Source organism: Actinoplanes ianthinogenes (assembly GCF_018324205.1).
GTDB lineage: Bacteria > Actinomycetota > Actinomycetes > Mycobacteriales > Micromonosporaceae > Actinoplanes > Actinoplanes ianthinogenes.
Genome location: NZ_AP023356.1, coordinates 2,106,272 through 2,126,767, shown reverse-complemented (window position 1 = coordinate 2,126,767; position 20,496 = coordinate 2,106,272). Strand labels below are relative to the sequence as shown.

General features: G+C 72.2%; 19 protein-coding genes. 8 read left to right on the top strand and 11 right to left on the bottom strand.

All coding sequences use genetic code 11. The features are described 5' to 3' along the window. Positions 1-170 precede the first annotated feature (170 nt). Genes Aiant_RS09790 through Aiant_RS09780 form a run of 3 tightly spaced genes read left to right on the top strand, consistent with a single transcriptional unit; the run spans position 171 to position 3,140 of the window. The gene (locus Aiant_RS09790; RefSeq protein ID WP_189336622.1) at positions 171-1,310 is read left to right on the top strand and encodes a segregation and condensation protein A; all 1,140 of its coding nucleotides are present in this window, start codon (positions 171-173) and stop codon (positions 1,308-1,310) included. Next, on the top strand, positions 1,307-2,410 hold the full coding sequence (scpB, locus tag Aiant_RS09785; RefSeq protein ID WP_189336623.1) for an SMC-Scp complex subunit ScpB: 1,104 nt from the start codon (positions 1,307-1,309) through the stop codon (positions 2,408-2,410). The genes Aiant_RS09790 and scpB overlap by 4 nt, the downstream gene beginning before the upstream one ends. After that, the gene (locus Aiant_RS09780; protein WP_189336624.1) at positions 2,379-3,140 is read left to right on the top strand and encodes a pseudouridine synthase; all 762 of its coding nucleotides are present in this window, start codon (positions 2,379-2,381) and stop codon (positions 3,138-3,140) included. The genes scpB and Aiant_RS09780 overlap by 32 nt, the downstream gene beginning before the upstream one ends. A 42-nt stretch (positions 3,141-3,182) precedes the next feature. Here Aiant_RS09780 and Aiant_RS09775 read toward each other — a convergent pair whose 3' ends face one another. The 8 genes from Aiant_RS09775 to Aiant_RS09740 all read right to left on the bottom strand — a co-directional run bounded on the left by Aiant_RS09775 (position 3,183) and on the right by Aiant_RS09740 (position 11,965). Then, positions 3,183-3,722: a permease-like cell division protein FtsX gene (locus Aiant_RS09775; RefSeq protein ID WP_189336625.1), complete on the bottom strand. Its 540-nt coding sequence runs from the start codon at positions 3,720-3,722 to the stop codon at positions 3,183-3,185. Between the two features lie 52 nt (positions 3,723-3,774). Beyond that, entirely contained in the window at positions 3,775-4,989 is a 1,215-nt protein-coding gene (locus Aiant_RS09770; protein ID WP_189336626.1) for a hypothetical protein, read from the bottom strand. A gap of 106 nt (positions 4,990-5,095) precedes the next feature. Beyond that, on the bottom strand, positions 5,096-5,893 hold the full coding sequence (locus Aiant_RS09765; protein ID WP_189336627.1) for an alpha/beta fold hydrolase: 798 nt from the start codon (positions 5,891-5,893) through the stop codon (positions 5,096-5,098). Next, on the bottom strand, positions 5,890-7,524 hold the full coding sequence (locus tag Aiant_RS09760; RefSeq protein WP_189336628.1) for a hypothetical protein: 1,635 nt from the start codon (positions 7,522-7,524) through the stop codon (positions 5,890-5,892). Before Aiant_RS09760 ends, Aiant_RS09765 begins: the two co-directional genes overlap by 4 nt. Before the next feature lie 5 nt (positions 7,525-7,529). Beyond that, entirely contained in the window at positions 7,530-8,186 is a 657-nt protein-coding gene (locus Aiant_RS09755; protein WP_189336629.1) for a hypothetical protein, read from the bottom strand. An 84-nt stretch (positions 8,187-8,270) separates the two neighbouring features. Continuing rightward, positions 8,271-10,166 carry a purple acid phosphatase family protein gene (locus tag Aiant_RS09750; protein WP_189336630.1) on the bottom strand — a complete coding sequence of 632 codons (1,896 nt, stop codon included), beginning with the start codon at positions 10,164-10,166 and terminating at the stop codon, positions 8,271-8,273. 10 nt (positions 10,167-10,176) lie between these two features. Then, positions 10,177-11,529, bottom strand: coding sequence for an AMP-binding protein (locus Aiant_RS09745; RefSeq protein ID WP_189336631.1), 1,353 nt, complete (start codon positions 11,527-11,529; stop codon positions 10,177-10,179). A gap of 7 nt (positions 11,530-11,536) precedes the next feature. Then, positions 11,537-11,965, bottom strand: a complete 429-nt coding sequence (locus Aiant_RS09740) for an acyl-CoA thioesterase (RefSeq protein WP_189336632.1) — start codon at positions 11,963-11,965, stop codon at positions 11,537-11,539. A gap of 103 nt (positions 11,966-12,068) precedes the next feature. On the opposite strand from Aiant_RS09740, the gene Aiant_RS09735 reads away from it, so the two are divergent. From Aiant_RS09735 to Aiant_RS09720, 4 genes are all read left to right on the top strand, one after another. Then, positions 12,069-13,148 (top strand): RNA ligase RtcB family protein, encoded by a 1,080-nt coding sequence (locus tag Aiant_RS09735; protein WP_189336633.1) that lies wholly within the window; start codon positions 12,069-12,071, stop codon positions 13,146-13,148. 20 nt (positions 13,149-13,168) lie between these two features. After that, positions 13,169-13,783, top strand: a complete 615-nt coding sequence (gene prfH, locus Aiant_RS09730) for a peptide chain release factor H (RefSeq protein WP_189336674.1) — start codon at positions 13,169-13,171, stop codon at positions 13,781-13,783. A gap of 171 nt (positions 13,784-13,954) precedes the next feature. Then, on the top strand, positions 13,955-14,821 hold the full coding sequence (locus tag Aiant_RS09725; protein WP_189336634.1) for a hypothetical protein: 867 nt from the start codon (positions 13,955-13,957) through the stop codon (positions 14,819-14,821). A gap of 2 nt (positions 14,822-14,823) precedes the next feature. Beyond that, positions 14,824-15,528, top strand: a complete 705-nt coding sequence (locus Aiant_RS09720) for a HEAT repeat domain-containing protein (protein ID WP_189336635.1) — start codon at positions 14,824-14,826, stop codon at positions 15,526-15,528. 51 nt (positions 15,529-15,579) lie between these two features. Here Aiant_RS09720 and Aiant_RS09715 read toward each other — a convergent pair whose 3' ends face one another. The 3 genes from Aiant_RS09715 to Aiant_RS09705 all read right to left on the bottom strand — a co-directional run bounded on the left by Aiant_RS09715 (position 15,580) and on the right by Aiant_RS09705 (position 19,186). Then, complete coding sequence (locus tag Aiant_RS09715) at positions 15,580-17,010, bottom strand: phosphatase PAP2 family protein (protein WP_229831454.1); 1,431 nt, start codon at positions 17,008-17,010, stop codon at positions 15,580-15,582. Between the two features lie 53 nt (positions 17,011-17,063). Continuing rightward, complete coding sequence (locus tag Aiant_RS09710; RefSeq protein WP_189336636.1) at positions 17,064-18,236, bottom strand: alpha/beta hydrolase family protein; 1,173 nt, start codon at positions 18,234-18,236, stop codon at positions 17,064-17,066. 74 nt (positions 18,237-18,310) lie between these two features. Then, on the bottom strand, positions 18,311-19,186 hold the full coding sequence (locus Aiant_RS09705; RefSeq protein WP_189336637.1) for a LysR family transcriptional regulator: 876 nt from the start codon (positions 19,184-19,186) through the stop codon (positions 18,311-18,313). 162 nt (positions 19,187-19,348) lie between these two features. Between Aiant_RS09705 and Aiant_RS09700 the strand changes: the two genes are divergently transcribed. Next, entirely contained in the window at positions 19,349-20,458 is a 1,110-nt protein-coding gene (locus Aiant_RS09700) for an MFS transporter (RefSeq protein ID WP_229831455.1), read from the top strand. The last annotated feature ends 38 nt before the right edge of the window (positions 20,459-20,496 follow it).

Sequence of the window (20,496 nt, the reverse complement as noted above, 5' to 3'; positions counted from 1 at the left end):
CGCGGCTTCTCGTCGGCGGGACGCTCCCGGCGTACCGGAAACGGGTCCGTCTTCGAGCCGTGCGGGGACGGATTTTCGCCGGTCGGCGGGGGTGAAGATCGCTCGGGCAGCAACCGGGCACCGGTTGTGGCGTTGGTACCGGCGTGAGCCCGGAGCACGTTGTCACAGGCATGGTCTACGGTCGGCACGTGCTTGAAGAGCCTGCCCAGCCGCTGTCCGGCGACGCCCTCCAGCCTGACCTGGAGTCCACCGCATCCGATGATGCGGCGATCGCCGTGGCCACGGGGGCCGATTCCGGAAAGTCCGCCGACGAGGCCGACCCCGGAGCCGTCGCGGCCGCCGAGCCCGACGACGGCAAGTTCAAGGTCAAGCTGGCGAATTTCGAGGGGCCCTTCGACCTGCTGCTCCAGCTGATCGGCAAGCACAAGCTGGACGTCACCGAGGTCGCGTTGCACCGGGTGACCGACGAGTTCATCGCCTACATCCGGGCCATGGGCGACGACTGGGATCTCGACGAGGCGAGCGAGTTCCTGCTGGTCGCGGCGACGTTGCTGGATCTGAAGGCGGCCCGGTTGCTGCCCGCCGCCGAGGTCGAGGACGAGGAGGACCTGGCGCTGCTGGAGGCGCGGGACCTGCTCTTCGCCCGGCTTCTGCAATACAAGGCCTACAAGGAGGCGGCTGCCCACCTCTCCGAGCTGGAGACGGCCGGCGCCAAGCGGTGGCCGCGGCTGGTCACCCTGGAGCCGCGTTATGCGGAGGCGCTGCCCGAGCTGGTGCTCGGCATCGGCGCGCAGCGGTTGTTCAAGCTGGCGCTCAAGCAGTTCACCCCGAAACCCGGGCCGCCGCAGGTGTCGATCGCGCACATCCACCAGGTCCGGGTCAGTGTCCGGGAGCACGCCGAGCTGCTGCGCGACCGGTTGCGGCGGGCTGGATCGGCCACGTTCAGCCTCCTCGTGGCCGATTGTGAGAACACACTCGAGGTGGTCGCCCGGTTCCTCGCCCTGCTGGAGCTGTACCGGCAGAATCTGATCGACTTCGAGCAGCCGGTGTCGCTGGACGAGTTGACCGTTCGCTGGATCGGTGGTGACCAGGAGGCGGAGCTGACCGTCGACGACTACGAGGGCAGTCCGGAAAAGATCACCGACAATCCGGACCGTCCGGCGGGGGCGGGGTCCGATGCCGGCGGTGCGGAAGCCACCGTTTCGGACGATCCGCCCGCGAGCGCACTTGACGTGGCCGTTCCGGATAGCGATCTTGACGAGGCGGTCTCGGTGGCCGACGAGGCGGTCCTGGAGGAGAAACAGCAGTGAGCGACGAGCGTCCCGACTCCCTGGCCGCGCAGATGGGCGCGTGGGTGCCGCCGTGGGAGCGTAAGCAGGACGAGCCGGACCGGGTTTTCCAGGCGGACGCGGACGAGATCGAGGACGTTGGCGATCGGGAGCCGTGGGCGGTCGATCATCGGGAGCCGGAGGCGGTCGACGCTCCGGAGGCGGCGCCGGAGGAGGACGAGCCGGGGCCGACCGAGGTCGAGATCGAGCCGGAGGTGCCGCTGCCCGAGTCGGTCGAGGAGGCCGGGGACGCGCCGGGGGTGGAGCCGGAGAGCGCGCCGATCGACGAGCCCGCCCGGCCGGAGGTGGACCGGGTCGCCGCGTCGGCCCAGCCGGAGTTCGATGAGGCTTCGGCAATCGGATATCTGGCGGGATATCACGACACCTCGGAGCGTATCGCTCCGGTGGCGGCGGAGAGTGTCGCGGACGTCACGGCCGAGCCGGCGGCTCCCGCTCCCGCGGTGCCCGCGCAGGCGACCGGCCCGCGGGACGGGGTGGCCGCGGAGGGCGGCGACGACCGTACCGAAAAGGCTCTTGACGATGCCGAGCTGGCCGCGGCCCTGGAGGCGATCCTGCTCGTCGTCGACGAGCCGACCAACGAGCTGAAGCTGGCCGAGGTGCTGGAGCAGCCGGTCGAGCGCGTGGCCCGGATGCTGGACGACATCTCGGCGCGCTACACCGCGGCCGGGCACGGGTTCGACCTGCGCCGCGTGGCCGGCGGCTGGCGGCTCTACACCCGGCCGGAGTACGCCGCTTACGTCGAGCGGTTCGTGCTGGACGGCCAGTCCGTGCGGCTGACCCAGGCGGCACTGGAGACACTCGCCGTGGTCGCCTACAAGCAGCCGGTGACCAGGTCGCGCATCTCGGCCATCCGCGGTGTGAACTGTGACGGCGTGATGCGTACGCTGGTCACTCGCGGCCTGATCGAGGAGTGCGGCACCGAGCCGGAAACCGGGGCATACCTGTACCGGACGACCGCTCTGTTCCTGGAGAAGCTCGGCCTGAACTCGGTCGATCAGCTGCCGCCGCTCGCTCCATTCCTGCCCGACGATGTGGAAGAAGTGCTCGATGCCTCAGGCTGACACCGCCGAACGCCTCCAGAAAGTCCTGGCCGCGGCCGGTGTTGGATCCCGCCGCGCCTGCGAAGACCTGATCTTCCGGCGCCGCGTCACGGTCAACGGCCGGGTCGCCAAGCTCGGCGACAAGGTCGATCCGGCCACCGCCGAGATCTACGTCGACGGTGCCCGCGTGATCACCAACACCAAGCTGGTGTACGTCGCGTTGAACAAGCCGCGCGGTGTGGTCGCCAGCCTGGACGACGAGAAGGGCCGCACCGAGCTCGCCGACTTCCTCCAGGGCAACTTCGAGCAGCGGCTGTTCCACGTCGGCCGGCTCGACGCCGACTCGGAGGGCCTGCTGCTGCTCACCAACGACGGCGCGCTCGCGCACAAGCTGATGCACCCGTCGTACGAGGTCTCCAAGACGTACCTGGCCGAGGTGCTCGGCCCGCTGCCGCGGACGGTCGGGCGGCGCTTGCAGGCCGGTGTCGAGCTGGAGGACGGCCCGGCCAAGGTCGACACGTTCCGGCTGGTCGACGCGATCGGCAAGACGGCGCAGGTGGAGATCACCCTGCACGAGGGCCGCAAGCACATCGTGCGGCGGATGATGGACGAGGTCGGGCACCCGGTGACCCGGCTGATCCGGACCGCGGTCGGTCCGATCCGCCTCGGTGACCTGCGCCCGGGCGGTTTCCGCCACTTGTCGAACGCTGAGGTCGCCGCCCTGTTCAAGGCCGTCGGCGACGAGGTCTGACCCGGCGGGTCACCGGCCGGCGATCACTCGCCGGCCGGTGGCTCAGCAGGTGAGCTTCGCCGCGGGCTCGTCATCGGTCTTGAGCTGGACGACGCTCAGGCTGGAGACGCCCTTGTTCTCCGCCAGCGGCAGGAGCGGGGCGCAGTCGAAGCTCACCGCGGTGCTGTTCACCTTGAACGACTCCGGGGTGGTCGCCTCGGTGAGCTTCTTGAGCTCCTCGGTGCCGGCGTAGACCTTCTGCGCGTTCGCGTACGACTCGGCCTTGCTGACCAGCACGACGTCGCTGGTGCGGCCGGGGAGGCCGGTCAGGGTGGCCTGCGCGGCGTCCTTCTGCTCCTGGGTAGCGGTCAGCTTCAGGACCACCAGCACGTTGTACTGGTGCTCGGGCGCCTTGCGCCAGCCGGCCAGCCACAGCCCGCCGAAGGTCGCGCCCGCCCCGATGACCAGCGCGATCAGGGCCGGCAGCAGCCAGCCGCGGGCCGGTTGCGGCGCGGGCTCCGGCGCCAGGAAGCGCCCGGACGGTGCCTTCTTCGGCGCGGGCTTCTCGGCCGGTTCGCCCGGCTGCACGGAAACATCACTCACGATCGCGGAACCTTACCCGCAAGTAGCCGCCCGCGGCAGCCGGGACGACAATTCAGCGCTCCCGCGGCGACCGGCGGATCTCTCGCGCCGCCCGGAGATACACCTCGGCGGAGGGATCCTCGGTGCCGAGGTGTTCCTGCGGAAGCCGGGGAAGGATGCCTCGTGCGGGACCGGCGGCGCGGAGGCGGTCCAGGCCGGCCGGGCTGATCCGGGTGTCGACCAGGTCGAGGTGGGTCCGCGGGTATCGGTCGAGCAGTAGAGGTAGCAGCGCGTCGGTGACCCGGGTGCCGCGCAGCGTCAGGTTTCCGAGCCGGTCGACACCGTCCAGCAGCGCCGTGATCTCGTCGTCACCGGCCTCGGGCAGGTTCAGCACCAGCATGCCGAGCCGGTCCGGCAGCCGGGCGGGGCCGGTGGTCCGCGTCCCGCCCAGCGTGAGCCGGCGCAGTCCGGGCGGCCAGGCGCCGTCGAGCCACAGGACGCCGCGGCCGCGCAGCGAGATCGCCTCGACGCCGGGCGCCTGGGCGACCACCTCGGCCTGCGGCCAGGAATGGTCCGGCAGGCCGGTGATGGTGAGCCCGCGCAACTCGGGCAACGGCCCGCCGAGCTGGACGTCGCCGCCGCCGGTCAAGCGCAGGCGCAGGTGCCGGAGTCGTGGGAAGCGGGTGTAGTCCGACCCGCCGGGTGTGACGTGTTCGATGATCTCGACGTTCGGCAGGGCGGGCACGTCGTCGGCCCGGTCAGCGGGCAGGGCGAGCGACCAGACGTGCTCGGCGGCGCCGCCGAGCTGGGCGAGATCCTCGTCATCCCAGACCTCGGCGTTGGTGTAGAGGCTGAATCGGGACGCCCCGTCCCAGTGCACCGGCAGGGTGGGACCGACCGCCTGGAACGGTGGATATCCTCCCTGCGCGTGGTAGAGCCGCTCCTCGTCGGTGGTGAACCGGCCGCAGCACGCCGCCTCGATCAGCGTGGTGTCCTCGGTGGCGGAGTGGACCCTGAGGTCGATCCACTCGGGCACCGCGCCGTCCCGCCACAGGGCCGCGACCGCCGTCGCCAGGTCGCAGCGGCGCAGCTCGGCGGCCCGCTCCGGCGAGCTGTCCGCCGGGTAGCGGCGCTCCCCGGGCTGGGGCTCGTTCCCGTCGTAGGACTGGTTGAGCCGGATCCGGAACCGCAGCTCGTCCGGCAGTTCCTCAAGGGCATGGCGCAGCCCGAATTCCCGGGCACGCTCCGCCGCCCGCAGAAGCCGTTCCGTGAACACCTTCTGATCCACGCCGGCAAATCTACCGACGGCCCTCGCCCGGGTAAGGCAGTCGTCTCGATAGAGGTGGGGCCGGGCCATCGGGTGGCTAGCAGGCCGGCAGGCGGCCCCGGAGGGACTACTGGTCGAGGAAGGCGTGGAGGGCGGCGTTGAAGGCGGCCGGCTGCTCCAGGTTCGGCAGGTGGCCCGCGCCGTCGATCACCGCGAGCGTCGAGTCCGGGATCAGGCGGTGCATCAGCTCCGCGTCGGCGACCGGGGTGAACTCGTCGTCGCGGCCGACCACCACCAGTGTCGGCACCGACACCTTGGTCAGCAGCTCCTGGTAGTCCTGGCGTTCGGCGCGGCCGCGCAGGGCCGCCGCGGCGCCGGCCGGCGGGGCGTTGAGCATCATGGTGCGCACGTGCGCGGCCACGTCCGGCATCGCCTCGACGTTGTAGGCGGCGAGCATCTTCGACAGGTTCTCGGTGACGTAACCGGTCATGCCCTCGGCCAGCAGCTGGTCGGCGACCCGGTTGCGGTGGGCGTGGCCCTCCGGGGTCTCGCCCTGCGGGAACGTGTCGGCCAGCACCAGGCCGCAGATGCGGTCCGGGAAGAGGCGGTAGCACTCCATCGCGATCTGCCCGCCCATCGACAGGCCGGCCAGCACCACCTCGTCGTCGATGGCCAGGTGGTCGACCAGGGCGAAGGTGTCCCGGGCGAACGTCTCCAGAGTGGTCAGCCCGGGCACCACCGTGGACCGCCCGTAGCCGCGCAGGTCGGCGGTGATCACCCGGTAGCCGGCGGCGGTGAGCGAGGCCACCTGCGGCCGCCACATCGAGCGGTCGAACGGGTGCCCGTGGACCAGGACGAAGGCCGGGCCGATGCCGGCGTCGTCGAAGCTGACCGTGATCCCGTTGACCTCTGCCGTGCGCGTCATGGCCACACGCTAGGAATCCGCACCCCGCCTTGGGAAGATCCAATATCCGCGAGGTGGCTCAGCGCGGCGCGGGCCCGGTCGGCCGCGTCCCGCGGGACGTCAGGCTCGGTCAGGGCGGTGCGCAGCACGTCGGCGGCCCGCGGATCGTGGCGTACGTTGGCCAGGAACTCGGCGAGCCGGAGCAGCCGGGCGTAGTGCGGCTCGGACGGCATCGGCCCGGTCACCGCCGGCCCCTCGGCGTCCCGGACCAGCAGCTCCTCCGCCTCGTCCAGCCGGCCCTGCCCGGTCAGCAGCCGGGCGAGGGCGTCCGGCGCCCGATCGGCGTGCATCCGGTGGGCCGGGCGCAGCAGCTGCTCGGCCTCGTCGGCGCGGCCCCGCAGCTGGGCGACGGCGGCCAGGTTCACCACCGCGGTCCAGTCACCCTCGTCCATGGCCCGGCGGAACCAGGCCTCGGCCGCGTCGGTGTGCCCGCGGGCCAGCTCGACCGCGCCCAGGTCGTTGCAGGCCGGGAGGACCCGGCGGCGGGCGGCCCGGCGCAGCCATTCGGCGGCCCGGTCCAGGTCGCCGGCCCGGCGCAGGGTGACGCCGAGGGCGTACGCGGCCGGTCCGCTGCCGGACTCGGCCGCGGCCCGCCACAGGTCGGCGGCGGCCTCGTCCTGCCCGGCCTCGTGCTCGGCCTCCGCCTTCTCGCGCAGCTCGGCGGCCTCGGCCGGCTCCGGGTCGGGTGCCGGGCGGGCCGAGGCGCTCCGCACACCGTGCCCGGCCAGGTCGACGATCTCCGGATAGTCGTCGGCGCCGGGATGCTCGTTCGCCGGGTCCCAGTGGTCGGGGAACAGCTCGTAGACCGCGGCGCCGAGGCCGCCGCAGGCCGCGGTGACGTCCAGGTCCCAGTGCACGGTGTCGGTCCGGCCCGCGCAGTCGATCTCGGCGGTCAGCCGCCAGCGCAGCCAGCCGTGCCACTCGGTGACCGGGGCGAACGCCACGCTGCGGGACTCGGCCGCCGGGACGAGCAGGGGCGGGCGCTCGGCGGCGCCGAGGGCGGCCACGGCCGGGGGCTGGTCGTCGAGCAGGATCGCGGCGTCCGGCATCGGCAGCGGACGGTACGCGGCGACCGAGCGCTGCAACGACTCGAGCAGGCCGGGGCCGGCCACCAGGTCGGGCATCCGGCGCGAGATCACGCTCAGACCGGTCGGGCCGGGGAACGGGGCGGTGGCGAGCACGGTGGCGGCCAGCGAGCGTACGGTGACCGCCTCCGCCTCGGGCGCGCTCACCGTGAGCGTCAGGTTGTGCCCGGTGCCGGGGATCCAGCGCCCCTCCGGCCCGGTCGCCCCGCCCGGCGCCAGGATCACCGCGGCGTGCGTCCGGCTGGTCAGCAGCAGCGTGTACCCGGAGTCCGCCGGGATGCCGTGCGCGGCGACGGTCCGCAGCGGCCGCTGCATGACGTACAGCGGCTGCTCGTCCGGCTGTGCCGGCGCCCGGCGGCGCAGCGCGACGGCACCGGAGAGACCGGCCACCGCGACCACGCCCAGCCACGCCGGCCAGGCGGTGACCCGGCCGGCGGCCAGCAGCACCGAGCCCGCGACGGCGGGGAGCCCGGCGCTGTACCAGAACGTGTGCCCCCGCCCGCCCATGTCGATCAGCCTGGGATGCCGTGCCGGGCGGCGGTGCGGAACGGCTGCCCGGCCAGGTCGACCCGGACGTCCCCGGTCCGTGTCCCGCACGACCAGCCGAGCCAGAGCCGCCACCGCACGTCGCCGCTGTCGGTCAGCACCGCCAAGTCGAACACCTCCGTCTCGTGGTGGTCCAGCCGGACCGGGAAGTCGGTCTCGCCGAGCGCCCGCACCCGCGGCGGCCGCTCGTCGAGGCGCACCTCGAAGTGCCGCACCGGCGGCGCGGCCGCCGCGTGCCGGGACAGCTCCCCGGTCGCGCCGGAGCGGCTGAGCACCTCGGCGCGCAGCCCGGTGAGCAGCACCGGGACCGGCGACAGCCCGGTCACCGCGAGCCGCACGGTGTGCCCACCGGCCGGCACGTCGGCGAGCCGGTCACCGTCGGCGAGCGTCACGTAGTCGTGGTCCTGGATCCGGACGGTGTGGCTGACCGGGACGGTCGTGGCGAGCGTCGGCTCCGGGCGGCGCCACCGGCCCGGCCCGCTCTGGCTGAGGTAACCGATCGTGGCGGCGCCGAGCACCGCGACGATCGAGGTGAGCAGCGCGCCGGGCGTCTCGAGCAGCATCGCGCCCGCGGTGAGCGCGACCGCGGCCGAGGTCACCACCAAAGCACGTGTCCCGCCCATCCCATCGCGTCCCGTCTGCCGGTAACGGAGGGCATCACGATAACAACGTTGGGCGATCTTGTCGGTCCCCTGTGGACCGTGGTTCTACTGGGCGATGGTCAGCCCGGAGGTGCGCGTCAGCACGATGCGATCGATCTCGCTGTATGGTTTACCGCTTCCGGGCAGGGCATCCGCGAGCGTACGCACCGTCATCGTGGTGCTGCCGCCGGTCGCTGCGGGCGGCGCGACATCGACCGCGATGAACGCGTAGCCGTCGTAGCGGACCTGCGACCAGTCCACCGACTCGGGCACCCGGGCCCCGGTCGGCGCGCCCTTGCCCTTCTTCGGCTTGCCCTTCTCCTTGGTCCAGAAGTAGCTGTTGTCCACCGTCGAGGAGGTGTTCTCCTTGCCGCTCGGCTTGTGCCCGCGATAGCGCTGACCCTCGGGCAGCTTCCGCTCGCCCTTCGGGGTGACCCCAGCGGGGGCGGGCGCGTCCGGGCCCGGCGCCGGGCGGAACGGGTAGCGCGGACGGCCGCCGGACCCGACACAGACGTACGTCACCCCGTCCCGCGCCGGATGCACCGTCGCGCCGTCCGGGGCCGCCTTGGTCCGCTTGCCGTTGCGGATCGGGTCGGTCCGCTCGAACAGGTGGTTGTGCCCCTGCACCGCCAGGTCCACCTGGTACTTCGTGAACAGCGGGTCGACCGCGGCCCGAACCCCGCCGTCCGAGGCGTGGTTGTGCGCGGTGGAGAACGCGCAGTGGTGGAAGAACGCCACGATGAAGTCCACCCCCGACCCGGCCGCCCGCCAGGCCTTGAGCGTCGAGGTCAGCCAGGTGAGCTGCGCGCCGCCGGAGTACCCGGTGTTCGACTGGAGCTCCCAGGACAGCTCGTTGGCGTCCAGCGAGATGACGCCGACGTTGCCGTAGACGAAGCGGTAGACCGACGGGCACCCCTTCGGGCCGGTGGCCGGGAAGTCCAGGCGCTGCACGTGCCCGCCGTACCCGTGCGTGGGGCTGCCGCCCAGGTAGGTCGTGTTGCCGTACACCGGCTCCATGTCGTGGTTGCCGGTCGCGAACATCCACGGCGTGAAGGCCGCCTGCGGTTCGATCTGATTCAGGAAGACATCCCAGACGTACGGGTTGAACAGGTTCTTCCCGGCCGGGGCCTTACCGGTCAGCGCGGTGGTGTCGTCGGCCGGCAGCCCGGTCCCGGACGGATTCGCGTAACAGATGTCCCCGGCGAGCAGGGTGAACGCGGGCCGCTGGGTGCCCATCAGCTTGGTGATCGTGGCGGCCGGCGTCTTGTCGGTCGCGTACTTCCCGGCGATCGGGTCGGCCGCCCCGTACGCGTTGTTGTCGAAGATTCCCTTCGGCCAGCCGGCGTGCGGCTTCGTCCAGGCGTACGCCGGATCCTTGGGCGCCGTGTTGGTGCCGACGTCGGCGAACGCGGTGAACGTGAACGGTTTCGCGGACTCCGGCGCGGTGGTGAAATGCGCGTCGCCGCTGACCGTGCCGTCGGACAGGCGTACCCGGTAGTGGTAGACCGTGTTCGGCTTGAGGCCCTTGATGGCGGCCTTGGCGTAGAACTGGCTGCCGGCCGGGCCGCCCGGGATGGCGTACTGCCCGACCAGGTGCTTGATCCCGGCCTCGACCCGGGTGCCGTACGCCCCGGGCGCGTCACCCACGTCGACGAAGGCGCGCAGCTTGGCCGGCAGCGACCCGGTCTTGCTGACCAGCTGCGCGGTGACCGCCATCGCGTCGCGGGGTATGTCACCGGCCCCCGGCAGGAACGACAGGTGTCTGCCGGAGACCACCACGCCGGCCGCGCCGCTGGTGCCGCCCCCGGCCGCGAACGCCCGCGCGGCCAGGTGGAACTGGTCGTGGGCGCAGCCGCCCAGACCCGCCGCCATAGCCGCCAGCAGCAGCGACCGCCGGGTCACCGGGTGCCGGTTGAGCTGCTGCTGGTTCCACTCGCTGAACTCGTCGACCGTGAGACTCACATGCCCCACGCTAACCGGCGGTGAGCTGCTTTTTCTGGACCTTGCCCATCGCGTTCCGCGGCAAACTGGGCACCAGGTGGACCGCTCGCGGCCGCTTGTGCGCCGCCAGGCGCCCGGCCACGAACGCGATCAGCTCCTCCGGGGCGACCGGGTCGGCCACCACGAACGCGGTCACCTGCTCGCCCAGATCCAGGTGCGGGGTGCCGACCACGGCGGCCTCGTGCACCGCCGGGTGCAGCAGCAGCGCGTCCTCCACCTCGCCGGCGCCGATCCGGTACCCGCCGCTCTTGATCAGGTCGGTGGAGGCCCGGCCGACGATCCGGTGCCAGCCGTCCGGGCCGATGGTGGCCACGTCCCCGGTCGGGAACCAGCCGTCGACCAGCTCGGCCGGGCGTACCCCGTCGCCGCGCAGGTAGCCGTCGAGCAGGGTCGGGCCGCAGACCTGGAGGTGCCCGATGCTCACCCCGTCGTCCGGCAGCGGGTTGCCGGCCTCGTCAACCAGCCGGGTGTGCACGTCCCGCAGGGGCAGGCCGACGTGGCCGGCGCGGCGTTCCCCGTCGGCGCGGGCACTGACCGTGATCAGGGTTTCGGTCATGCCGTAGCGCTCGACCGGGGCCTGGCCGGTCAGCTCGGCGAGCGCGTCGAAGACCGGGACCGGCAGCGGGGCGCTGCCCGAGACCAGCAGTCGCGCGGGTCGCAGGGCGCGGGCGGCGGCCGGGGCGGCGGCGATCCGGGACCAGACCGTCGGGACGCCGAAGTACATGGAGCCGGGCGTCTCGGCGTACGCCGAAGGGGTTGGCTTTGTCGTGTGCCGCAGCCGGGAACCGATGCGCAGCGGGCCGAGCACGCCGAGGACCAGGCCGTGCACGTGATAGAGGGGCAGGCCGTGCACGAGCGTGTCGTCGGCGGTCCACTGCCACGCGGCGGCCAGGGCGTCCAGGTCGGCGGCGAGGGCGGCGCGGGAGAGCACGACGCCTTTCGGGGCGCCGGTCGTGCCGCTGGTGTACAGGATGAGACCGGGCAGGTCGGGGTCCGGCTCCGGCGGCACATCACTGGTTGTGGTCCTGCTCAACGAAGCGTTGATCAACTCGGCGCCCGAGTCGGTGAGGATGTGCGCCCGCTCGACGTCACCGGCATCCGGCGGAATCGGGACGATCGGCACGCCGGCCAGCAGCGCGGCGGTGACCGCGACGATCGTCTCCAAGCCCGGCGTCGCGTTCACCGCGACGATCCGCTTGCCGCTCAGCTCCCCGGCGAGCGCCGCGGCCCGGCCCAGCAACTCGTGGCGGCTGACCCGCTGATCCGGGGTGACCACGAAGTCGGCGACGTCGGCGTCCTGGAGCAGTGCGGCGAGCAGAGGCATGTATTGATCATGCCAGCAGGCCGAGCACCGCCGGATCGGTGGCGATCTCGCGCAGCCGGGCGGCCGGGTCGGCGACCAGGCGGCGCGACTGGCGGTCGAGGATGCCGCAGACGCTGCTCAGCTTCGCGACCGGCACCCCGTCGGCGCGCAGGTAGTCCTGCTCGACCCGGAACGTCTTGCCCTCGCCCCAGACGAACTCGGTGGTGACGTCCACCTCGTCGCCGTCACGCAGCTCCTTGAGGTAGCGGATCGTGGTCTCCAGCACGACCGGCCCGACACCCGCGCCGACCAGCACGTGCGCGTCGATCCCGGCGGCGTGGAAGCACTGCCAGCGGGAGTGCTCGCCGTACTGGACGTAGACCGCCTGGTTCACGTGGCCCTGGATGTCCAGCTCGTAGCCACGGACCCCGATGCGTACCTGAAAGACGTCAGCCATGCGCCCGACGATATTCGGTTGCCCGGCTTTGCACGGTCCGGAAAGCTGTCGCGCATGACTTACTGACGCACCTTCCCAGGCCCACTTCTCGCCCTTTCCTGGAATGGTTGTGTCCGTTTTGTCTTCTAGCGTTGCTATTTTCGCGTCCCCCTCCAGCTGGATCGAGTCCAGCGCCGTCGATCAGTGCCACCAGGTCGCCGCGCTGCCCGGCATGCACCACGTCGCCGGCATGCCCGACCTGCACCCCGGCAAGGGCGCCCCGATCGGCGCCGCGATGACCTCGTCGGTGCTCTACCCGTTCCTGGTCGGCTCGGACATCGGCTGCGGCATCGCGGTCTTCCCGATCAAGCTCAAGCGTGTGGTGCCGGAGAAGCTCGCCGCCCGGTTCCCCGACCTGGACGTGCCGGACCCCGCTTTTTTCGACGAGGCCGACGTGCCGGGCGGCTGGACCGACAGCCTTGGCACCGTCGGCCGCGGCAATCACTTCGTCGAATTGGCCCGAGTCGACACCGTTTTCGATTCTGAGCACGCCGGCCGGCTCGGCCTCGCCGCCCGCGACCTCGTGCTGATCGTGCACAGCGGCTCGCGCGGGCTCGGCGAGCAGATCCTGCGCGCGCACACCGAGGTGCACGGCGCGGGACCGGCCGCCGACCCGGCGGCCTACCTCGCCGCGCACGACGACGCGGTGCGCTGGGGATCGCTGAACCGGCGGGTGATGGCGGCCCGGGTCGCCGACGCGCTCGGCGCCTCCTGCGAACCACCGCTCGTCGACGAGTGCCACAACTCGGTGGAGCGGCGCGACGGGCTCTACCTGCACCGCAAGGGCGCGGCCAACGGGGACGGGCGGGACGTGCTGATCGCCGGGACGCGCGGCACGCCGTCGTTCCTGGTGGCCGGGCACGCCGGGGCGGACGCCGGCTGGTCGGTCGCGCACGGCGCGGGACGCAAGATGTCCCGGGCCGATGCCCTGCGGCGGGGCAAGGCCAAGCACACGGTCGAGGAGCTTCGGCGTACGCCGGTCGGCTCGCTCGTCGTGTGCGGTGACCGGCAACTGCTGTTCGAGGAGGCGCCGACCGCGTACAAGCGGATCGAGCAGGTCGTCGGGGATCTGGTCGAGCACGGGCTCGCGACGAAAGTGGTGAGCACGGTGCCGATCGTGACCTACAAGACGGTGCGCCGGTGAGCGAGCTTGCGAGCGAATCAATGAGCATGTACATGCTGATGTCGGCGGGCAGGGGGCCGCAGGAGTGCACCTGGGCGCTGGCTCAGCTGCTGCGGCGCCTGGAATCCGACGCCCGGTCGCTCCGGGTCGTGGTGGAGCGGGTGGAGACCGTCGCGGGCGAGCGGCCCGGCACATACCGGTCGGTGCTGCTGAAGATCTCCGGCGACGCCGCGGACCGGTTCGCGGCATCCTGGACCGGGACGCTGTGCTGGCAGGCGCCGAGTCCGTACCGGACCGGCCCGGGCCGCAAGAACTGGTACGTCACCGCCCAACCCTGCCAGGTCGGCGCCCCGCGGACCGCGTTCGACGAGTCCGAGGTGGACGTCGTCGCGGTCCGCACCGGCGGGCCCGGCGGCCAGCACCGCAACAAGGCCAGCACTGCGGTCCGCGCCACTCACCGTCCGACCGGCACGGTCGTGGTCGTCGACACCGAGCGCCAGTTCACCCTGAACCGGCGGATCGCCCTGAGCCTGATCCGCGAACGCCTCCATCAGTCCGATGTCGCCGCAGGCCAGGACGTGATCACCGCCCGGTGGCGGATCCACGACGACCTGGTCCGCGGCGATCCCACCCGGGTCGAGCGGCCGTCCGGCTGATCCAAATCCGGCCGCGCCCCCTGTTGGTGCCGCCGCCGATCTGTCAGGCTCGATGGCGTTCGCGGAGCCTGGGGGTGTCCGTTGGTCAAGTTCCCTCGCCCGGAAGAGGGACCGGAGGCGTCACCGGCGATGCCGGCCGATCAGTTCGCCACGCCCAGTCAGGAGGAGTCCATGTCCTCGATCGAGCTCCTGATCTACCCATCCGGCGTTCCCCGCGGGCTGGCCGACCTTCCGGCGCACCGCCTGTTCGGGCTGCCCGGCCCGCTCGAGCAGGACGACCTGGAGCGGTGGGGCTTCGAGGTCGAGGCCCGGCCGCTGCGCTCCTACCCGCTGCGCAACTCCAGCGCCGGCTGGGTCCGCCCGGAGTACCACACCGTCGTGTGCACCACCGCCGGCCCGCTCGCGCCACGGATCGCGTGCTACGGGCTCGGCCTGATGTTCCCGCCGCACACCGCGCACGCGTCGGACTCGACCGTGGACGGCGACGACTGCCCGCTCACCCGGACCGACCACGTGCACCTGCGCCGCGCCGAGCTGGCCCCGGACGACCCGCTGCGCTCCGACCGGGTCCGCCAGATCCTCGGCTGGGCCAAACTCGGCCAGGACAACTCCGGCGTGGTCCGGGTCCTGCGCGCCGCCCTGGCCGACCAGGTCGACCGCAGCGCCGCCGCCACCTGCACCAGCTCGATCCACCAGGCCGAGATGGTCATGCTCGGCGACGACGCCCTGACCCGTCTCGACTCCCGCTACGTCCTGGAGAGCACGATCATCCCGGCCGGCGCCCTGCTCGCCGACGACGAGGAACTCGCCCACCAGTACGTCGAGCTGGTCTCCGGCGCCCCGGACGACCCGGCGGCCCTGACCGGCTTCCTGGGCGACCTGATCGCTTTCGCCGCCGGCACCACCGGCAAGAACCTCTTGGGGTACGCCGATGGCCTCCCCGACCAGCGAGCCGCCCTGCTCGGCCTCTTCGCCCTGGTCACCGTCAACCCGTCGACCAGCCTGATGGTCCTCACCGGCACCGCGCCGGACGCCTGAGCGTGATCCGTCACGAGGTCGCGGACCTCCTGCGGCGGTTCGCCTCCGCCACCCCACCCGAGCGATGCCGGGCGATCAGAGGGATCGGGACGGTCGCCCGTCGATCGCCGCCCGGCAGCGCGGAGCAGGAGGCCACCGTTCACGCCCTGGTCCTGGCCGCACAGGATGCCGACGTGAGGCTGCGACGGGGAGCGGTCCGCGGCCTCGCGCACGTCAGCAGGCGGACGACCTTCGCGACCGTCGCCGCGATGATCGCTGACGACGACTACGTGGTCCGGGAAGCGGCAGTCCGGGCGGTGCTCCGGCTCGACTCCGGCCGCGCGGTGCGGGCGCTTGTCGCGGCGTCACATGATGCGCGAGCACCGGTGCGTTGCGCCGCGCTCATCGGCCTGCGGTCTGCCTCGATCATCGACGAAGACGTGTGGGCTGCGCTGGTAGCCGGCCTGGCCGATGCCGATCCGTCGGTGCAGGGCGCCGCGATGGCAAGTCTTCGAGCACTGTCCCGCCGGGCCCCCGAACTGGCCGCCACCGTCGACGAGTTGGCCAGGCAGGGGCTGAATGCCGAGAGCCCGTGTCGCCGTGAGATCTCGCTCGAACTGCTCCGCCAGCTCGGAGCGCCCGGCCACCGCGAGCGTTGCCGGGCCGCCCTGAGCGACGCCGACCCCGGAGTGCGACGACGGGCCGAATATGGCTTGAGAAACCAGTGACCGGCTCACTGACGCCGGCGGGTCGCTGCCGGCACCGCTGGAGCCCGGGACTCAGACCAGTTCCGGTTGCGGTTCTGGGATCCGAGGCGGCACTGTCGGTGGCGGATCCCATGATCGAGTGGTCCGTACATAGCGGTGAATGACGGAAGCCATCACCAGAATGATGACCGGTCCGAAGATCCATGGCTGCTCGGCCATCGGTAGCGACAGAAACCGGTATGCCAGCAGAAGCATGGTGAAGACGGCCGCACCGTGGACGGCCGTCCGCATTCCCGATCGGTCCCACCCTCGTGCCTGCGAGCGCAGAGCAGCCTCGATGGTGAGGGCGAACACCACACCGGCGACGATGTCCGCACCGTAGTGATAGCCGAACCCCAGCGTCGCGCCGAGCGTGGCGATCAACCAGAACGTCCCGGCCCACCGGAGCGCGCGGGGACCCCGGCGAGAATGAATGAAGATCGCGGTGGCCCACGCGGTGTGCAGGCTGGGCATGCAGTTGCGGGGAGTGAGCTCGTCGAAGGGCAGGTACCGCGGGGGGCCGATCGGCGGCGGCATGTCCGGCCAGATGGTGGCCACCGCCCAGTGCCCGCCGTCCGAACCGTAGGCGAAAACCGGTCCGACCACCGGGAACAGCATGTAGACGGCCGGGCCGACAAGTCCGATGACAAGAAAGGTGCGCACCAGGTGATGGCGCGGGAACGCACGGTCGGCCGCCACATTGCGCAGCTGGTAGAACGCGACGAAAACCGCGGCCACCGCGAGCTGTATGTAGACGTAGTCGAGGACGTGTGCGCCGACGGTGCCGGTGGCCCTGACGATCCGGCCCGCCACCCAGGACGGGTCGCCCAGCGCGTGATCGGCGGTCGCCACGTACTGGTCGAGGACCGCAGGACGGGTCTTCGACGTGATGAGCAGCCAGGTGTCGCCGGTCTTGCGGCCCGCCACCAGCAGCAGCGCCAGCCCGATGCCCTTCAGCCGCAGGATGCGTTCCCGGCCGGTACGTCGCGTCACGGCGAGGAACGCGTGGGCCGCGATGACCCACAGCGCGCCGTTCCCGAAGGTGAGTTTCGCGTCGGTGGTCGACCGGACGAGCAGAAAGACGGCATCGATACCGATCGCCGCGCCGACGGAGACGAACCTTTCTCGCCGGGTCAGCGTCACCATTGCCAAGGCCATGCTGGCGTACAGCAGGAAGCCCGACTTGGGGGCGAAGATGAATTCCCGCACCTGATTGGTGACCGGTCCCGGCAGGCCGTAATGGCGTGCGGCGCATTCCAGCGTGACGAGAAAACCGAGGGCCGCGATGCCCGCGGTGGCCCACAGAACAGCTCGTGGCCGGGACCACCCGGCGAGCGCTTCGGTGCCGTTCATCCGCGAGGGTCCCCGTGATGCCTTGAGTTTCACATTTTTACCGATTGCCAGTTTCCGATGGGTGTTGATTCCCGTGACCCGCTCCGAGGGCATCGCCACGAGGCCGGTCATCGTAGCCGACGGAGTCCGGCGGGCGGTCCCGCCCGCCGGTTGGTGACGATCGGTCAGCGTGACCCGGCCAGACTGCTGAACCAGGCCGCGATCCGCGGCACGGCCAGCAACTGCGACCCCTCGTGGACCATCCCGCTGTACGACCGGTCCACCCCGACGTCGACCGCCGGCACCCGGACACCGCGAGCCGCGAACGACGCCTGACAGGCCGTCGTGTTCCCGTTCACCGCCTGCTCGTCACCCGGGCTGAAGTACAGCCGCGCCGGCACCGCCGGGGCCCACTCGCAGACGCTGTCCGCCTCCCGCAGCGCCGCCGCGAACCGCGCGTTCGGGTGCCGCAGCAGCTCCCGCCCCCGCGCGGTCAGCAGCCCGTCCACGGATTCCGGCAGCCCGGCCAGCACCTCCTGACCGGGGTGACTGGCGTCGAACAGCTCACCCATCCCGGTGTACCCCGGCGCGAAGACCTCCCGCGGATCCCGGTAGATGTCATGCAACCGGTCGTACGCCGTCAGCAGGTACGCCGTGTACGCCGCGCCCAGCCGCGGCGTCACCTCGGGCGTGAACACCGCCGGGATCTCCACCCGCCGCAGCGCGTACGCCCCGCTGATCGGAGCGACCGCCGCGACCCGGAACCACGGGTCCGCCCCGTCCTGCAACGCCCGGGCCAGGCCGAGCGCCGCCGACGCCCCCTGCGAGAACCCGGAGGCGTACACCTCCCGGTCCAGCGACCGGCCCTGCGAGGCGGCGAACCGGCGGGCGGCCCGGAGCAGGTCGAGCGAGGCGCTGGTCTCGGTCGGCACGTCCATCCACGGGTGCGGGCCGGTGCCGGCGCCCAGGCCCAGGTAGTCCGGGGCGACCGCGGCGAACCCGGCGGAGGCGAAGGTGACCGCGGGACCGGTGAGGAAGGGGTCGTCCTGGGCGACCGATGGGGCGTCGCCGCGGTACACCGAGGTGCCGTGGCCGAACGAGACCGTCTTGAGGTGGCGGGCGCCGCCGACGGGCAGGGCGAGCAGGCCACTCGCCGTCGTCGGCCTACCGTGCTCGTCGATGGTGCGGTAGACGAGTTGGTGCAGGCTCACGTCGTACCGAAAGGAACTGATCGGATGGTGCGCGAGCAGCGCACCGCGACCGGCCGGGGGTGGCGCCGCGACAGCCGGCGTGCCGAGGGCCGCCGCCGCGACGGCCGTGAGCAGGAACGCTGCGATGATCCGTCGATGTTTTCGCATGTCCATGACGCTAGGCAGCACGCCGGGCCGGATCGATCCTGCTGGCCGCCGTCCGTGGGGTGGGGAAAGGTCCCCTACGCCGACACGAGGCTGATCAGGGCCCGGGTGGCGGCGCCCGGCCTGCGGTCGGCGGGCATCGCCAGCGACAGCGGCCAGCGCAGGTCCGCACCGGTCACCGGCAGCGCGGTGACCCCGGTGACGCCGTCGAGCACGAACCGGGGCAGCAGCGCCACGCCGAGCCCGTGCCGCACGAAGTCCGCGCCGGTGCCGATGTCGCTGATCTCGATGGTGACCCGGCGGCGGACCCCGGCCGCGGCGAACGCGCGGTCGGCCACCGCCCGGTTGCCGAAACCGACCGGCGAGTCGATGAAGTCCAGATCGGTCAGCTCGGTGATCGGCACGGTGTCCCGCCCGGCGAGCCGGTGATCGGGCGGCACCACCAGGTCGAGCGGGGCGGACGCCAGGTCGATCAGCCGGATCCCGGGCGGCGGCGGGCCGGGCAGCGAGACGAACGCCAGGTCCAGGCGGTGCTCGGTCAGCTCGGTGACCAGGCCGGCCGAGCCGGACGGCGCGGCGCTGGTCCGCAGCAGCACGCCCGGATGGCGGCGGTGGTACTCACCGAGCAGCGCGGGCAGGTCGAGCAGCCGGATCGAGGTGAGCACGCCGAGCCGGAGTGTGCCGCGCAGCCCGCCGCGCACCTCGTCGACCGCGTCGCGGGCGTCGCGGGCCGCGTCCAGGGCCGCTCGGGCGCGCGGCAGCAGGGCGGTGCCGGCGTCGGTGAGCAGCACCCGCTTCGCGTTGCGGTCCAGCAACGGGACGCCGAGATCCCGCTCCAGCGTCTTGATCGCGGCGGAGACCGCGGACTGGACCACGTGCAGGCGCTCGGCGGCCCGGGAGAAGTGCTGCTCCTCGGCGACCGCGACGAAGTACTCCAGCTGGCGCAACTCCATGGTCCCGAGTATCACAGATCTTGATGGTGCTGTTCAAAAATGATCGTTGGTGTTGATGCTCGGACGCGCGGAAGCTGTCGGCATGACTCTTCTGGCTCCCGCTCCGGCAGGACCCGGCACGGCGCCGGGTTCTGGCTGATCGCCGCCGCGTTCCTGATCGCGATGGCGTTCTCCACCGTCCCGACCCCGCTCTACCCGCTCTACCAGGCCCGGGACGGGTTCTCCACGTTCACCGGAACGATCGTGTTCGCGGTCTACGCCGTCGGTGTCGTGATCAGCCTGCTGCTCGCCGGCCACGTCTCCGACCGGACCGGCCGCAAGCGGATCCTGATCCCGGCGCTCGGCCTGGAACTGGCCGCCGCCGTGCTCTTCCTGACCGGCACGTCGCTGCCGGTGCTGCTGGCCGCCCGCTTCCTGACCGGCCTCGGGGTCGGCATGATCACCGCGACGGCGACCGCCTACCTGCACGACCTGCACGCCGCCCACCGCCCCGGCGCCTCGAGGCAACGCTTCGAGATCGTCTCCACGGCGGCCAACACCGGTGGGCTCGGCTTCGGATCGCTGCTCGCCGGCGGGATCGCCGCGTTCGCCCACACCCCTTTGCGTACGCCGTATCTGGTCTTCGCCGCACTCCTGCTGCTGGCCCTCGCCGCCGTCGCCCTGACCCCGGAGACGGTGGCCGAGCGCCCCGCCGCGCCGGCCTACCGCCCCCAGAAGATCCGCGCCGACCGCACCGTGGCCGGCTACCTCGCCGCCGGTTTCGCCGCCTTCGCCGTCTTCGGCCTGTTCACCTCGGTCGCGCCCGGGTTCGTCGCCGGCACCCTGCACCACCCGTCCCGCCTGGTCGCCGGCGCCCTGGTCTTCGCGGTCTTCGGCGCGGCGGCGGCCGCGCAGGCGCTGACCGGGCGGCTGACCGCCCACGCGAAGCTCAGCCTCGGCCTGGCCGCCCAGGGACTCGGCGTGCTGATCCTGCTCGCCGGGATGTACCTGGCCGGCCTCCCGATCTTCGTGACCGGCGGCCTGATCGCCGGGATCGGCGCGGGCACCCTGTTCAAGGCGTCGGTCGGCACGGTCACCGCGCTCGCCGCCCCGGCCCGCCGCGGGGAGTCGCTCGCCGGGCTGTTCCTGATCGCGTACCTCGGCCTGACCGTCCCGGTGATCGGTCTCGGACTGGCCACCCAGGCGTTCACGGTGCTCACCGCGATGACCGGCTTCGTGATCCTGATGCTGGCCCTGCTCGCGGCGGTCGCCTCCCGGACCCTCCGGCGCTGATGCCCGGCGCAATGCCAGGTCCGATCACCGCCAGACCG

Bases quoted from the DNA above. Each gene is read 5' to 3' on its own strand.
- Aiant_RS09700 (WP_229831455.1), top strand. From the start codon at position 19,349: ATGGCGTTCTCCACCGTCCCGACCCCGCTCTACCCGCTCTACCAGGCC.
- prfH (WP_189336674.1), top strand. From the start codon at position 13,169: ATGAGCATGTACATGCTGATGTCGGCGGGCAGGGGGCCGCAGGAGTGC.
- Aiant_RS09755 (WP_189336629.1), bottom strand. From the start codon at position 8,186: ATGGGCGGGACACGTGCTTTGGTGGTGACCTCGGCCGCGGTCGCGCTC.
- Aiant_RS09745 (WP_189336631.1), bottom strand. From the start codon at position 11,529: ATGCCTCTGCTCGCCGCACTGCTCCAGGACGCCGACGTCGCCGACTTC.
- Aiant_RS09735 (WP_189336633.1), top strand. From the start codon at position 12,069: ATGGTTGTGTCCGTTTTGTCTTCTAGCGTTGCTATTTTCGCGTCCCCC.
- Aiant_RS09715 (WP_229831454.1), bottom strand. From the start codon at position 17,010: ATGACCGGCCTCGTGGCGATGCCCTCGGAGCGGGTCACGGGAATCAAC.
- Aiant_RS09765 (WP_189336627.1), bottom strand. From the start codon at position 5,893: ATGACGCGCACGGCAGAGGTCAACGGGATCACGGTCAGCTTCGACGAC.
- Aiant_RS09740 (WP_189336632.1), bottom strand. From the start codon at position 11,965: ATGGCTGACGTCTTTCAGGTACGCATCGGGGTCCGTGGCTACGAGCTG.
- Aiant_RS09710 (WP_189336636.1), bottom strand. From the start codon at position 18,236: ATGCGAAAACATCGACGGATCATCGCAGCGTTCCTGCTCACGGCCGTC.
- Aiant_RS09760 (WP_189336628.1), bottom strand. From the start codon at position 7,524: ATGGGCGGGCGGGGGCACACGTTCTGGTACAGCGCCGGGCTCCCCGCC.
- Aiant_RS09780 (WP_189336624.1), top strand. From the start codon at position 2,379: ATGTGGAAGAAGTGCTCGATGCCTCAGGCTGACACCGCCGAACGCCTC.
- Aiant_RS09705 (WP_189336637.1), bottom strand. From the start codon at position 19,186: ATGGAGTTGCGCCAGCTGGAGTACTTCGTCGCGGTCGCCGAGGAGCAG.
- Aiant_RS09725 (WP_189336634.1), top strand. From the start codon at position 13,955: ATGTCCTCGATCGAGCTCCTGATCTACCCATCCGGCGTTCCCCGCGGG.
- Aiant_RS09790 (WP_189336622.1), top strand. From the start codon at position 171: ATGGTCTACGGTCGGCACGTGCTTGAAGAGCCTGCCCAGCCGCTGTCC.